Source organism: Escherichia coli (assembly GCF_036503815.1).
Lineage (GTDB): Bacteria > Pseudomonadota > Gammaproteobacteria > Enterobacterales > Enterobacteriaceae > Escherichia > Escherichia coli_F.
Window position 1 is genome coordinate 4,028,081 of the sequence record NZ_AP027764.1, and the last position, 15,522, is coordinate 4,043,602.

At 52.6% G+C, this 15,522-nt stretch carries 9 protein-coding genes; 2 read left to right on the forward strand and 7 right to left on the reverse strand.

Going from position 1 to position 15,522, the window contains the following annotated elements; genetic code table 11:
* Positions 1–128 precede the first annotated feature (128 nt).
* Positions 129–2,726: a bifunctional aconitate hydratase 2/2-methylisocitrate dehydratase gene (gene acnB, locus AABJ99_RS19285; RefSeq protein WP_001355211.1), complete on the reverse strand. Its 2,598-nt coding sequence runs from the start codon at positions 2,724–2,726 to the stop codon at positions 129–131.
* 354 nt (positions 2,727–3,080) lie between these two features.
* Between acnB and yacH the strand changes: the two genes are divergently transcribed.
* Complete coding sequence (gene yacH, locus AABJ99_RS19290) at positions 3,081–4,964, forward strand: DUF3300 domain-containing protein (RefSeq protein WP_338387407.1); 1,884 nt, start codon at positions 3,081–3,083, stop codon at positions 4,962–4,964.
* A 70-nt stretch (positions 4,965–5,034) separates the two neighbouring features.
* On the opposite strand, the gene lpdA is transcribed toward yacH, so the two are convergent.
* From lpdA to pdhR, 4 genes are all read right to left on the reverse strand, one after another.
* Positions 5,035–6,459 carry a dihydrolipoyl dehydrogenase gene (lpdA, locus tag AABJ99_RS19295; RefSeq protein ID WP_000102485.1) on the reverse strand — a complete coding sequence of 475 codons (1,425 nt, stop codon included), beginning with the start codon at positions 6,457–6,459 and terminating at the stop codon, positions 5,035–5,037.
* Between the two features lie 207 nt (positions 6,460–6,666).
* A complete protein-coding gene (gene aceF / locus AABJ99_RS19300) occupies positions 6,667–8,559 on the reverse strand; it encodes a pyruvate dehydrogenase complex dihydrolipoyllysine-residue acetyltransferase (RefSeq protein ID WP_039021828.1) in 1,893 nt (630 codons plus the stop codon).
* Between the two features lie 14 nt (positions 8,560–8,573).
* A complete protein-coding gene (gene aceE / locus AABJ99_RS19305; protein WP_000003821.1) occupies positions 8,574–11,237 on the reverse strand; it encodes a pyruvate dehydrogenase (acetyl-transferring), homodimeric type in 2,664 nt (887 codons plus the stop codon).
* Between the two features lie 160 nt (positions 11,238–11,397).
* Positions 11,398–12,162 (reverse strand): pyruvate dehydrogenase complex transcriptional repressor PdhR, encoded by a 765-nt coding sequence (gene pdhR / locus AABJ99_RS19310; RefSeq protein ID WP_000331776.1) that lies wholly within the window; start codon positions 12,160–12,162, stop codon positions 11,398–11,400.
* A 540-nt stretch (positions 12,163–12,702) separates the two neighbouring features.
* Here pdhR and aroP point away from each other — a divergent pair.
* Positions 12,703–14,076: an aromatic amino acid transporter AroP gene (aroP, locus tag AABJ99_RS19315; RefSeq protein WP_077782427.1), complete on the forward strand. Its 1,374-nt coding sequence runs from the start codon at positions 12,703–12,705 to the stop codon at positions 14,074–14,076.
* Between the two features lie 42 nt (positions 14,077–14,118).
* On the opposite strand, the gene ampE is transcribed toward aroP, so the two are convergent.
* Both ampE and ampD read right to left on the reverse strand, forming a co-directional pair.
* Positions 14,119–14,973 (reverse strand): beta-lactamase regulator AmpE, encoded by an 855-nt coding sequence (ampE, locus tag AABJ99_RS19320; RefSeq protein WP_039021826.1) that lies wholly within the window; start codon positions 14,971–14,973, stop codon positions 14,119–14,121.
* A complete protein-coding gene (ampD, locus tag AABJ99_RS19325) occupies positions 14,970–15,521 on the reverse strand; it encodes a 1,6-anhydro-N-acetylmuramyl-L-alanine amidase AmpD (RefSeq protein ID WP_000923726.1) in 552 nt (183 codons plus the stop codon). Before ampD ends, ampE begins: the two co-directional genes overlap by 4 nt.
* Position 15,522: the final 1 nt, after the last annotated feature.

The following is a 15,522-nucleotide window of genomic DNA, read 5'->3' on the forward strand; positions in this document are numbered from 1 at the left end:
ATTGATTTAATTATCGCAGCCTTATCGGAGAAAAACAGCGGAACGGCGATGGTTTAGAAATAAAAAATGCCCGGGAATCTCATTCACCGGGCATTGTCTCGTTTATGCGCAGCGGGTGCGCTTACTTATTAAACCGCAGTCTGGAAAATCACCCCATCCGCTTTTTCGGTGTACTGAGAAAGCTGGTTGAAGTTCAGATAACGGTAAGTATCAACGGCTGTTTTATCTACCTGCGCCACGTAGGTCTGGTACTCTTCCGGCGTCGGCAGTTTGCCAATCAGCGCCGCAACAGCAGCCAGTTCAGCAGAAGCCAGGAAGACGTTCGCGCCAGTACCCAGACGGTTCGGGAAGTTACGGGTAGAGGTGGAAACCACCGTCGCACCGTCTGCTACACGCGCCTGGTTACCCATACACAGGGAACAGCCAGGTATCTCGATACGCGCACCGCTCTTACCGAAGACGCTGTAATAGCCTTCCTCGGTAAGCTGCGCAGCGTCCATACGGGTTGGCGGTGCCACCCACAGGCGGGTCGGTAGCTGACCTTTATGCGCATCCAGCAGTTTACCGGCGGCACGGAAGTGACCGATGTTGGTCATGCAAGAACCGATAAACACTTCGTCGATTTTCTCGCCCTGTACCGCAGACAGCGGACGCGCGTCGTCCGGGTCGTTCGGTGCACAGAGGATTGGCTCTTTGATATCCGCCAGATCGATGTCGATCACTGCCGCGTATTCCGCATCTGCATCGGCTTCCAGCAACTCAGGATTCGCCAGCCATTTTTCCATGCCCTGAATACGACGTTCCAGGGTACGACGATCGCCGTAACCTTCCGCGATCATCCACTTCAGCAAAACGATGTTGGAGTTCAGGTATTCGATGATCGGTTCTTTGTTCAGCTTGATGGTACAACCGGCAGCAGAACGCTCGGCGGACGCATCGGTCAGCTCAAAGGCCTGCTCAACTTTCAGATCCGGCAGACCTTCAATTTCCAGAATGCGACCAGAGAAGATGTTTTTCTTGCCTTTCTTCTCAACGGTCAGCAGACCTTGTTTGATCGCATACAGCGGAATGGCGTGTACCAGATCGCGCAGGGTGATGCCCGGCTGCATTTTGCCTTTGAAGCGAACCAGAACGGATTCCGGCATATCCAGCGGCATTACACCTGTTGCAGCTGCAAATGCCACCAGACCAGAGCCCGCCGGGAAAGAGATACCGATCGGGAAACGGGTATGGGAGTCACCGCCAGTACCGACGGTATCCGGCAGCAGCATACGGTTCAGCCAGGAGTGAATTACGCCGTCACCCGGACGCAGCGACACACCGCCACGGTTCATGATAAAGTCCGGCAGCGTGTGGTGCGTGTTCACGTCAACTGGTTTCGGATAAGCCGCGGTGTGACAGAAAGACTGCATCACCAGATCAGCCGAGAAGCCCAGGCACGCCAGGTCTTTCAGTTCATCACGGGTCATCGGGCCGGTGGTGTCCTGAGAACCGACAGAGGTCATTTTCGGTTCGCAGTACGCGCCCGGACGAATGCCTTTCACGCCGCAGGCACGACCGACCATTTTCTGCGCCAGCGAGAAGCCGCGATCGCTCTCAGCGACATCTTTCGCCTGACGGAACACATCGCTGTGTGGCAGGCCGAGTGCTTCACGCGCTTTGGTGGTCAGGCCACGCCCGATAATCAGCGGAATACGGCCGCCAGCACGCACTTCATCAATCAGCACGTCGGTTTTCAGTTCGAAGGTCGCCAGCAGTTCGCCGGTTTCGTGGTTACGCACTTCACCTTTGTACGGGTAAACGTCAATCACGTCGCCCATGTTCAGGTTAGAGACGTCGACTTCGATTGGCAGTGCGCCGGCGTCTTCCATTGTGTTAAAGAAGATTGGCGCAATTTTACCGCCGAGACACAAACCACCGCCGCGTTTGTTCGGTACATGAGGAATATCTTCACCCATAAACCACAGCACGGAGTTCGTGGCGGATTTACGCGATGAACCCGTACCCACAACGTCACCGACGTACGCCAGCGGGAAACCTTTCTGTTGCAGAGCTTCGATTTGCTTGATCGGACCAACAACACCCGGCTGGTCTGGCTCAATACCTTCACGCGCGTTTTTCAGCATCGCCAACGCGTGCAGTGGGATATCCGGGCGTGACCACGCATCCGGTGCCGGAGAAAGGTCATCGGTGTTGGTTTCGCCAGTTACTTTGAAGACGGTAACGGTCAGTTTTTCAGCCAGCGCCGGGCGATTCAGGAACCATTCGGCATCTGCCCAGGACTGCATTACCTGCTTCGCATATTCGTTACCTGCTTTCGCTTTCTCTTCTACGTCATAGAAGTTATCGAACATCAGCAGCGTGTGAGAAAGTGCTTTGGCAGCGATCGGTGCCAGTTTGGCATCATCCAGCGCGTCGATCAGCGGATGAATATTATAACCACCCTGCATGGTGCCCAGCAGTTCGATGGCTTTTTCCGGAGTCAGCAGTGGGGATTTAGCTTCGCCTTTGGCGACAGCAGCCAGGAAGCCTGCTTTTACATAGGCTGCTTCATCGACGCCAGGGGGAACACGGTTGGTTAACAGATCTAACAGGAATTCTTCTTCGCCCGCGGGCGGGTTTTTCAGCAGCTCTACAAGTGCGGCCATTTGGTTTGCATCCAGGGGTTTGGGCGCAATCCCCTCAGCGGCACGCTCAGCTACGTGCTTACGGTATTCTTCTAGCACGACGGTTCTCCTCGCTCTCATTGTCATAGTGCGGCAGGCGATTCTCTTCACGCTCCTGTGAGACAGCAGTTTGTAGGGTAAATGCCCAGTACCGCAACGGGCAGAATAGCAGGATTTTGACGATGTGTTAATCTGTTTACAAAAAAGCAACATAAAAAAGTGGCTGAATCGTTAAGGATGGTCTAGAGATTGTTTCCCTCCGTAAAAACTTCGTTAATTCGCATGGTGATAATCACCTTTCTCAACGAATCCCAAGATTAGTCAAAATTTAAACTACCGCCTCTTTATACTCGGATTCACAGCACCTGCGGGTGGCAGTTCGCCGACCATTGCGATTTCCTTGAGATCCGAATTATGAAAATGACTTTGCCGTTTAAACCCCATGTGCTGGCGCTAATTTGCAGTGCCGGGCTTTGTGCCGCCTCTGCCGGGCTATATATAAAAAGCCGCACAGTGGAAGCGCCTGTGGAAGCACAATCGACACAACTGGCTGCGCCTGTGGAAGCACAATCGACACAACTGGCTGCGCCTGACATCACCGCAGTTACGCTTCCTGCAACGGTTTCCGCACCGCCCGTAACGCCCGCCGTCGTTAAAACCGCATTCAGCACTGCGCAAATAGATCAATGGGTTGCACCTGTCGCGCTGTACCCCGACTCTTTGCTTTCACAAGTGTTAATGGCATCAACCTATCCGGCAAACGTTGCGCAAGCAGTGCAATGGTCGCACGATAATCCACTTAAACAAGGCGATGCTGCTATTCAGGCGGTATCTGACCAGCCGTGGGACGCCAGCGTCAAATCGCTGGTGGCTTTTCCGCAATTGATGGCGTTAATGGGCGAAAACCCGCAGTGGGTGCAAAATCTTGGCGACGCATTTCTGGCGCAACCACAGGACGTAATGGACTCAGTACAGCGTTTACGACAACTGGCGCAACAAACCGGCTCGCTGAAGTCATCAACCGAACAGAAAGTTATTACCACAACGAAGAAAGCTATACCGGTAAAACAGACAGTCACGGCTCCCGTCATACCATCCAATACCGTTACAACTGCCAACCCTGTCATTACAGAGCCTGCAACAACCGTCATTTCCATTGAGCCCGCCAATCCTGATGTGGTCTATATTCCCAACTACAACCCAACCGTGGTTTACGGGAACTGGGCCAATACTGCGTATCCGCCGGTTTATCTGCCACCACCAGCCGGAGAACCGTTTGTTGACAGCTTTGTGCGCGGATTCGGCTATAGCATGGGCGTTGCTACCACGTACGCACTATTCAGCAGCATCGACTGGGACGATGACGATCATGACCATCATCATGACGATGATGATTATCACCACCACGATGGCGGTCATCGTGACGGTAATGGCTGGCAACACAACGGCGACAACATCAATATCGACGTCAACAATTTCAACCGTATCACCGGTGAGCATCTTACTGATAAGAACATGGCATGGCGGCACAATCCAAACTACCGTAATGGTGTGCCCTATCATGATCAGGATATGGCAAAGCGGTTTCACCAAACCGATGTCAACGGCGGCATGAGCGCCACGCAGTTACCTGCTCCAACACGCGACAGCCAGCGTCAGGCGGCAGCAAGTCAGTTTCAGCAACGAACACACGCCACACCCGTCATTACGCGAGATACCCAACGTCAGGCAGCGGCACAGCGGTTTAATGAAGCTGAACACTATGGGAGCTATGACGACTTCCGCGACTTCAGCCGTCGCCAACCACTGACCCAGCAACAAAAGGACGCCGCTCGTCAGCGTTATCAGTCGGCCTCTCCTGAGCAGCGCCAGGCAGTCCGCGAGAGAATGCAGACTAACCCGCAGAACCAGCAGAGAAAAGAAGCGGCACGTGAGCGTATTCAGTCGGCCTCTCCTGAGCAGCTCCAGGCGTTGCGCGAGAAAATGCAAGACCGCCCAATAACACAGCAGCAAAGGGAAGCAGCGCGTCAGTGTATTCAGTCTGCAACTCCCGAACATCGCCAGGTATTTAGGGAAAAAGTACAGCAGCACCCACTGAACCAACAGCAACGTGATAACGCCCGCCAGCGTATACAATCGGCATCACCTGAACAACGTCAGGTTTTTCGGGAGAAAGTTCAGGAGAGCCGCCCACAACGTCTAAACGACAGTAACCATACTGCCAGGCTGAATAACGAGCAACGGTCAGCAGTACGCGAACGTCTCTCTGAGCACGGAGCAAGGCGACTGGAAAGGTAAATTACAGACGTAAAAAAAGCGGCGTGGTTAGCCGCTTTTTTAATTACCGGATGTCCCGGCAAACGAAAAATTACTTTTTCTTCGCTTTCGGGTTCGGCAGGTCGGTGATGCTACCTTCGAACACTTCTGCCGCCAGGCCCACAGACTCGTGCAGAGTCGGGTGCGCGTGGATGGTCAGTGCGATGTCTTCGGCATCACAACCCATTTCGATTGCCAGACCGATTTCACCCAGCAGCTCGCCGCCGTTAGTACCGACAATCGCACCACCGATCACACGGTGAGATTCTTTGTCGAAAATCAGCTTGGTCATACCGTCTGCGCAGTCAGAAGCGATAGCACGACCAGAAGCAGCCCACGGGAAGGTGGCGGTTTCATAGCTGATGCCTTTCTCTTTCGCTTCTTTCTCGGTCAGACCCACCCATGCAACTTCTGGTTCTGTATAGGCGATGGACGGGATAACTTTCGGATCGAAGTAATGTTTTTTACCGGCGATAACTTCAGCGGCAACGTGACCTTCGTGAACACCTTTGTGTGCCAGCATCGGCTGACCGACGATATCGCCGATAGCAAAGATGTGCGGTACGTTGGTACGCAGCTGTTTGTCAACGCGGATGAAACCACGGTCGTCAACTTCCACGCCAGCTTTGCCTGCGTCGAGGTTTTTACCGTTCGGCACACGACCAATCGCTACCAGCACGGCGTCGTAACGCTGCGGTTCAGCTGGTGCTTTTTTGCCTTCCATCGTCACATAAATGCCGTCTTCTTTCGCTTCAACGGCGGTAACTTTGGTTTCCAGCATCAGGTTGAATTTCTTGCTGATACGCTTGGTGAAGACTTTAACGATGTCTTTGTCAGCTGCTGGGATAACCTGGTCGAACATTTCAACCACATCAATCTGTGAACCCAGTGCGTGGTATACGGTCCCCATTTCCAGACCGATGATACCGCCACCCATTACCAGCAGGCGTTCTGGTACTTCTTTCAGTTCCAGCGCGTCAGTGGAGTCCCAAATACGCGGATCTTCATGCGGAATAAACGGCAGTTGGATCGGGCGAGAACCCGCTGCAATGATCGCGTTGTCGAAGTTGATCACGGTTTTGCCGTTCTCACCTTCCACTTCCAGGGTGTTAGCCCCGGTGAATTTACCCAGACCGTTGACCACTTTGACTTTGCGGCCTTTCGCCATACCAGCCAGACCACCGGTCAGCTGATTGATCACTTTCTCTTTCCAGGTACGAATCTTGTCGATATCGGTTTTCGGTTCGCCGAAGACGATACCGTGTTCAGCCAGCGCTTTGGCTTCTTCGATAACTTTTGCTACGTGCAGCAGTGCTTTAGAAGGGATACAGCCGACGTTCAGGCAAACACCACCGAGGGTGTTGTAGCGTTCTACGATTACGGTTTCCAGACCTAAATCAGCGCAACGGAAGGCAGCGGAGTAACCTGCGGGGCCTGCCCCAAGTACCACGACCTGAGTTTTGATTTCAGTACTCATCATGACCTCTATGTATTTATCTCCGGCGGGTCTGACGTTATTTTTATGACGCCCATCATCCACCGGGTCGTTCTATCCGTCGGTATTTTACAAAATTGTTAACAATTTTTAAACAACAAACGGCAACCGATTTGTCTATTCGCTAATAATCTCAATACATTCATGAGATTACCAGAAAAAAGCCGGCCGTTGGGCCGGCTCTTTTACTTACATCACCAGACGGCGAATGTCAGACAGCGTGTTGTTAATGATGGTAATGAAACGGGCACCATCAGCACCGTCGATCACGCGGTGGTCGAAGGAGAGAGAAATCGGCAGCATCAGACGCGGCACGAACTCTTTACCATTCCACACCGGCTCCATCGCGGACTTGGAAACGCCGAGGATAGCCACTTCCGGAGCGTTCACAATCGGCGCGAAGTGGGTAGTACCCAGGCCGCCGATGCTGGAGATGGTGAAGCAACCGCCCTGCATTTCGCCCGCAGTCAGCTTACCGTCACGCGCTTTCTTAGAAATAGTCATCAGCTCGCGAGACAGCTCGATGATGCCTTTCTTGTTGACGTCTTTGAATACCGGAACAACCAGGCCGTTCGGGGTATCCACCGCCACACCGATGTTGATGTATTTCTTCATGGTCAGACGCTGACCGTCTTCCGACAGAGAACTGTTGAAGCGAGGCATCTGCTCAAGTGCCGCAGCAACGGCTTTCATGATGAAGACAACTGGGGTTATCTTCACATCCAGCTTACGTTTCGCTGCTTCTTCGTTCTGCTGTTTACGGAACGCTTCCAGTTCAGTGATATCGGTTTTGTCGAAGTGAGTAACATGCGGGATCATCACCCAGTTACGGCTCAGGTTAGCACCAGAGATTTTCTGGATACGGCCCAGTTCCACTTCTTCGATTTCACCAAACTTGCTGAAGTCCACCTTCGGCCACGGCAGCATGCCTGGGATACCGCCGCCAGTCGCCGCCGGAGCCGCTTCTGCACGTTTGATAGCTTCTTTCACGTAAGCCTGAACGTCTTCGCGCAGGATACGACCTTTACGGCCAGTGCCCTTCACTTTCGCCAGGTTAATGCCAAACTCGCGTGCCAGACGGCGGATCAGCGGAGTCGCGTGAACGTAAGCGTCGTTTTCAGCAAATTCAGATTTGCCTTCGGCTTTCGCAGCCGGAGCTGCTGCTGGAGCTTCAGCTTTTGCTGCCGGAGCCGGCGCTGCCGCTTCCTGTTTCGCAGGAGCTGCCGCAGGCGCTGCGCCTTCAACTTCGAAGATCATAATCAGCGAACCAGTTTTCACTTTATCGCCAACGTTGACTTTCAGTTCCTTCACGACGCCTGCAAACGGAGCCGGAACTTCCATAGAAGCTTTATCGCCTTCTACGGTGATCAGTGACTGTTCAGCGGCAACTTTGTCGCCCACTTTCACCATCACTTCGGTCACTTCAACTTCGTCACCACCGATATCCGGAACGTTAACTTCTTTCACGCCAGCCGCTGGTGCAGGGGCCGCTGCCGGAGCCGCTTCCTGTTTAGCTGCCGGAGCTGCCGCGCCTGCTTCACCCGCGACTTCGAAGACCATAATCAGCGAGCCGGTAGACACTTTGTCACCCACGTTCACTTTGATCTCTTTCACGGTGCCAGCAAACGGAGCCGGAACTTCCATAGAAGCTTTATCGCCTTCTACGGTGATCAGCGACTGTTCAGCTTCAACTTTGTCGCCCACTTTCACCAGGATTTCGGTCACTTCGACTTCATCGCTGCCGATATCCGGAACATTTACGTCTTTTGCCGCCGCAGCCGCGGGTGCTGCTGCCGGAGCTGCTTCTTTCTTCTCTTCTGCCTGAGCAGGTGCAGCGTCAGCTGCACCGTCGGCGGAATCGAAAATCATAATCAGTGCGCCAGTCTGGGTTTTATCGCCCACAGAGACTTTGATCTCTTTAACGATACCCGCCTGCGGAGACGGTACTTCCATAGAGGCTTTGTCGCCTTCTACGGTGATCAGCGACTGTTCGGCTTCAACTTTGTCGCCCACTTTGACCAGGATCTCGGTGATTTCAACTTCATCAGCCCCGATGTCCGGTACTTTGATTTCGATAGCCATTATTCTTTTACCTCTTACGCCAGACGCGGGTTAACTTTTTCTGCATCGATGTTGAATTTGGCGATTGCGTCAGCAACCACTTTCTTATCGATTTCGCCACGTTTAGCCAGTTCGCCCAGCGCCGCTACAACCACGTAGGAAGCATCAACTTCGAAGTGGTGACGCAGGTTCTCACGGCTGTCGGAACGACCGAAGCCATCAGTACCCAGTACGCGGTAGTCGTCAGCCGGTACGTAAGTACGGACCTGCTCAGCGAACAGTTTCATATAGTCGGTAGATGCCACTGCCGGAGCGTCGTTCATCACCTGAGCGATGTACGGAACGCGCGGAGTTTCCAGCGGGTGCAGCATGTTCCAGCGTTCACAATCCTGACCATCACGCGCCAGTTCGGTGAAGGAGGTCACGCTATAAACGTCAGAACCTACGCCGTAATCTTTCGCCAGGATCTCTGCTGCTTCACGGACGTGACGCAGGATAGAACCGGAGCCCAGCAGCTGAACTTTACCTTTGCTACCTTCAATGGTTTCGAGTTTGTAGATACCTTTACGGATACCTTCCTCAGCACCTTCCGGCATTGCCGGCATGTGGTAGTTTTCGTTCAGCGTAGTGATGTAGTAGTAAACGTTCTCTTGTTTCTCACCGTACATACGCTCCAGACCATCATGCATGATGACAGCAACTTCGTAAGCGTAAGCCGGGTCATAAGAAATACAGTTCGGGATAGTCAGCGACTGAATGTGGCTGTGACCATCTTCGTGCTGCAGACCTTCGCCGTTCAGGGTGGTACGACCGGAAGTACCGCCGATCAGGAAGCCACGTGCCTGCTGGTCGCCAGCAGCCCAGCACAGATCGCCGATACGCTGGAAGCCGAACATCGAGTAATAGATGTAGAACGGAATCATCGGCAGATTGTTGGTGCTGTAAGAGGTCGCCGCTGCCAGCCAGGAACAACCTGCGCCCAGCTCGTTGATCCCTTCTTGCAGAATCTGACCTTTCTCGTCTTCTTTATAGTAAGCAACCTGCTCGCGGTCCTGCGGGGTGTACTGCTGACCGTTCGGGCTGTAAATACCAATCTGACGGAACAGACCTTCCATACCGAAAGTACGCGCTTCGTCGGCGATGATCGGTACCAGACGATCTTTGATCGACTTGTTCTTCAGCATCACGTTCAAGGCACGAACGAAAGCGATAGTGGTAGAGATCTCTTTGCTCTGCTCTTCCAGCAGCGCGCCGAAGTCTTGCAGGCTCGGCAGCTCCAGCTTCTCGGTGAAGTTCGGCTGGCGGCTTGGCAGATAACCGTGCAATTTCTGACGCTGAGCGTGCAGATAGGTATGCTCTTCAGAACCTTCCGGGAAGGTGATGTACGGCAGTTTTTCGATATCAGCATCAGACACCGGCACATTGAAACGGTCGCGGATGTGACGCACGCCGTCCATGTTCATTTTCTTAACCTGGTGCGCGATGTTTTTACCTTCAGCTGCGTCGCCCATACCGTAACCTTTAATGGTATGAGCAAGGATTACTGTCGCTTTGCCTTTGGTTTCCTGCGCTTTCTTGAATGCAGCGTAGATTTTCTTCGGATCGTGACCGCCACGGTTCAGCGCCCAGATCTGCTCGTCAGTCCAGTCTGCAACCAGTGCTGCGGTTTCAGGATATTTACCGAAGAAGTGTTCACGAACGTACGCACCATCTTTCGATTTGAAGGTCTGGTAGTCGCCGTCAACGGTTTCGTTCATCAGCTGGATCAGTTTACCGCTGGTATCTTTACGCAGCAGTTCATCCCAACGGCTACCCCACATCACTTTGATCACGTTCCAGCCAGCACCTTCGAAGATGCCTTCCAGTTCGTTGATGATCTTGCCGTTACCGGTGACCGGGCCGTCAAGACGCTGCAGGTTACAGTTGATAACGAAGACCAGGTTATCCAGTTTTTCACGGGTAGCGATGGTGATCGCACCTTTGGATTCTGGTTCGTCCATCTCGCCGTCGCCGAGGAAGGCGTAAACGGTCTGTTTAGAAGTATCTTTCAGGCCACGGTGTTCCAGATATTTCAGGAATTTAGCCTGGTAAATAGCACCAATCGGACCCAGACCCATAGATACGGTCGGGAACTGCCAGAATTCCGGCATCAGTTTCGGGTGCGGATAGGAAGAGAGGCCATTGCCGTGAACTTCCTGACGGAAGTTATCCAGCTGCTCCTGAGTCAGACGACCTTCCAGGAAAGCACGAGCGTAAACGCCCGGAGAGATGTGACCCTGGAAGTAAACCAGGTCGCCGCCATCCTGCTCGTTGCGCGCACGGAAGAAGTGGTTAAAGCACACATCATAAATGGTTGCGGACGACTGGAAGGACGCCATGTGGCCGCCCAGTTCGAGGTCTTTTTTCGACGCACGCAGAACCGTCATGATGGCGTTCCAGCGGATAGCTGAACGAATACGGCGTTCCAGTTCCAGATTACCCGGATACTCCGGTTGTTCTTCAACGGGGATGGTGTTGATGTAGTTGCTGATACCGGTGCCTGCGGCTACGTTGACACCGCCTTTGCGGGCTTCAGCAAGCAGTTGGTCGATCAGATACTGAGCACGCTCAACACCTTCTTCACGGATGACCGATTCGATCGCCTGGAGCCAGTCGCGAGTTTCGATCGGATCCACGTCATTTGGGAAACGTTCTGACATGGGTTATTCCTTATCTATCTAATAACGTTGAGTTTTCTGGAACCTGTCCCATTGAACTCTCGACGGAAAGCTCAATAAGACAGGTTCTACGTTTAGTTGCCGCGCTTTTATATGCGCTTGATTTACAACATCTTCTGGATAATTTTTACCAGAAAAATCACTAATTCTTTCGTTGCTCCAGACGACGCAGAGAACGCTCACGGCGGCTCTCTTCACGGCTTCTGTCGAGCAAAATTTCTTCGATAAAGGCCAGATGGCGATGCGATGCTTCGCGCGCTTCTTCCGGCTTACCGGCCATAATCGCTTCGAATATGCGAGTGCGGTGACTACTCACCAGCGGCAGCATCTCGCGACGCGAATAGAGCAATTCGAAGTTCTGACGGACATTCTGAGCCAACATCGGCTCCATACACCTTAGCAGATGAAGCAGAACTACATTGTGGGCTGCTTCGGTGACGGCAATCTGATACTGGAGGACGGCGTTTGATTCCGCGTCCAGATCGCCAGACTGCTGCGCCAGCTCTATGGCGTGGTGGAGTTCACGGATGCGTTCCTTGTCTTCATCGGTACTACGCAGCGCGGCGTAATAGGCGGCGATACCTTCCAGGGCGTGTCGTGTTTCGAGCAAGTCATACTGTGATTCAGGATGGTCGGAGAGCAGCTCCACCAGCGGATCGCTGAAACTTTGCCAGAGGCTGCTCTGAACAAAAGTGCCGCCACCCTGGCGACGAAGCAACAAGCCCTTTGCTTCGAGACGTTGAATCGCCTCACGCAAGGAGGGACGGGAGACGTCGAACTGTTTCGCCAGTTCGCGTTCCGGTGGGAGTTTTTCGCCCGGGCGGAGTGTGCCTTCGAGGATCAAAAACTCCAGTTGCTGCTCAATCACATCGGAGAGTTTTGGTTGGCGGATTTTGCTGTAGGCCATGAGTTCCTGTCTTAAGCCACTTGCCGAAGTCAATTGGTCTTACCAATTTCATGTCTGTGACGCTAAAGTAACAAAGTATTCACCTCATGTCCATACAGGTTTTGATTGAAATCATGAAACTGTGCACATTTTAACAAGTTGACATATATAACGTTTCAAAGTTGTAACTATGCACAAATGTAGACTTTACGTAGGAAAGGGATTTTTTAACGATTATTAAACTATAAAAATCCGAATTGAACCGATTCACTTACCAATTTATCGATTTTTAATTCAAAAATAATGAATTTATATTCATTTTGTATGTTGAGGGGATTTGAGGCTGACCTTTACAAACGGTTCCTTTTTAAGCAACTCATCTTCAACCATGCATAAAGCGGGTGCATTCGCTGCCGCATACCATTATTCTTTATCTGACGGAAGTCCTTTTGTAACAATTCAAACGTCTTTGATGTAAACAAATTAATACAAAAAACGGAATTACAAACTTACACACGCATCACTGCGTAGATCAAAAAAACAATCACCGCACGAGGTTTCATGATGGAAGGTCAACAGCACGGCGAGCAGCTAAAGCGCGGCCTTAAAAACCGCCATATTCAGCTTATCGCGCTGGGTGGCGCGATAGGGACCGGGCTATTCCTGGGTAGCGCCTCCGTAATACAGTCCGCAGGGCCAGGGATTATCCTGGGATACGCCATTGCTGGTTTTATCGCCTTTCTGATCATGCGTCAGCTGGGTGAAATGGTGGTCGAAGAACCTGTCGCAGGCTCCTTTAGCCACTTTGCTTATAAATACTGGGGCAGTTTTGCCGGTTTCGCCTCTGGCTGGAACTACTGGGTACTGTACGTTTTAGTTGCCATGGCAGAGCTGACTGCCGTGGGTAAATACATTCAGTTCTGGTATCCGGAAATCCCAACCTGGGTTTCTGCCGCCGTGTTCTTTGTGGTGATCAACGCCATCAACCTGACAAACGTAAAAGTGTTTGGTGAGATGGAGTTCTGGTTTGCCATTATCAAAGTTATCGCGGTGGTAGCAATGATCATCTTCGGCGGCTGGCTGCTATTCAGCGGCAACGGCGGCCCGCAGGCGACCGTTAGCAACCTGTGGGATCAGGGTGGTTTCCTGCCGCACGGCTTCACCGGGCTGGTGATGATGATGGCGATTATCATGTTCTCGTTCGGCGGTCTGGAACTGGTGGGGATCACCGCAGCAGAAGCTGATAACCCGGAGCAAAGTATCCCGAAAGCAACTAACCAGGTTATCTACCGCATCCTGATTTTCTATATTGGTTCGTTAGCCGTTCTGCTCTCACTGATGCCGTGGACCCGCGTTACCGCCGATACCAGTCCGTTTGTGCTGATCTTCCACGAGTTAGGCGATACCTTTGTGGCGAATGCGCTGAACATCGTGGTACTGACTGCGGCGCTCTCCGTGTACAACAGCTGCGTATATTGCAACAGCCGTATGCTGTTTGGTCTGGCACAACAGGGCAACGCGCCAAAAGCGCTGGCGTCTGTCGACAAACGCGGTGTACCGGTTAACACTATTCTGGTGTCTGCGCTGGTTACGGCATTGTGCGTGCTGATTAACTACCTTGCACCGGAATCCGCATTCGGACTGTTAATGGCGCTGGTGGTATCTGCACTGGTCATCAACTGGGCGATGATTAGCCTGGCGCATATGAAATTCCGTCGCGCCAAGCAGGAACAAGGCGTGGTAACTCGCTTCCCTGCTCTGCTTTATCCGCTGGGTAACTGGATCTGCCTGCTGTTTATGGCGGCGGTACTGGTGATTATGCTGATGACCCCAGGAATGGCGATTTCGGTATACCTGATCCCGGTATGGCTGATCGTGTTAGGTATCGGCTATCTGTTTAAAGAGAAAACCGCCAAAACCGTAAAAGCGCATTAATCTCTCTACGCCCTCACCCGTGCAGGGTGAGGGCAATAATATTTACACCAACGCCCCGTAAATCGTCAGTAGCGCAATTACCACCACGACCACGAACGAGGTTTTCTTCGCCATTGAAACCGCTGCCTTCGGCGTCTCCACCTTGTCGACATGCGGTTCACGCGCCAGAGAGAACTGTGCCAGACGCGTTAATACCTGATATTGCGAAGTATGGAAATCACCCAGCGAAGCAAACCAGGCCGGTAACGCTTTCTCACCATGACCGATCAAAGCATATACCACACCCGCAAGGCGAACCGGCACCCAATCCAGCACATGAAGCACGGCATCAATGCCGGACTGTAAACGGTGATGCGGCGTCTGGTAACGCGCCAGCCAGTATTGCCATGCACGCAAAAAAGCATACCCCATTAGCGTAACGGGTCCCCAGATTCCCCCCACAATCAACCAGAACAACGGTGCAAGATAAAAACGAAAGTTGGTCCACAGCAGTGCATTTTGCAGTTCACGCAAATACTCACGTTCATCGCAGCCTGCCGGGACGCCGTGAATCATGGTGAGTTCGCCAGCCATCGTGACACGGGCATGGCTATCATTACGTGAAGCAGCTGTCAGATAAGCATGATAATGAAGACGAACTTTACCTGCGCCAATACACAGCAAACCAATCAGCAGCCACACCAGCAGCGTGGGAACGTTGAACAATACTCCCTGCAATGCGCGTAACAGTAAAAAAGTCACGCCCATCGCAATAATGGTCATGCCTAATGTGCGCCCGAGAGAAAAATGTTTCACCCGCCGAAAGAACGCTTCAAGACGATGATCAAGCTGCCAGTGCTCGCCCAACTTAAACAGGCGCTCGAAAATTAACACCAGTAAGGTTGTAAATAGCGTCATGTTGTCTCCTTGCTGACCAGCGCACGAAACCGTGCCCAATCAAATGCAGGACCGGGATCGGTTTTCCGATCCGGCGCAATATCACAATGGCCCGTCATGTTATTAGCGATATCCGGATAGCGATCAATCAGTGCCCGTGTAACCGCCGCAAGCTGTTGATACTGCGCATCGGTATACGCCAGCGTATCGGTGCCTTCCAGCTCAATCCCAATAGAAAAATCATTGCAGCGTTCGCGCCCCTGATACTGAGAGACTCCGGCATGCCAGGCACGTTTATCGAAAGGAACATACTGGACTATTTCACCATCGCGGCGAATCAAACAGTGAGCGGAGACGCGCAAATGGGCGATCTCAGCAAAGAAAGGATGTGCCTGCGGATCAATAGTTCCAGTGAATAATGCGTCGATCCACGGACCGCCAAACTCGCCTGGCGGCAGGCTAATATTGTGCACCACCAGCAGGGTGGGTGTTTCGTCATCCGGGCGGCAATCGTAATGTGGTGAGGGAACGCGGCGCGCGCCAACCAGCCACCCCTGTTCTAACAACATG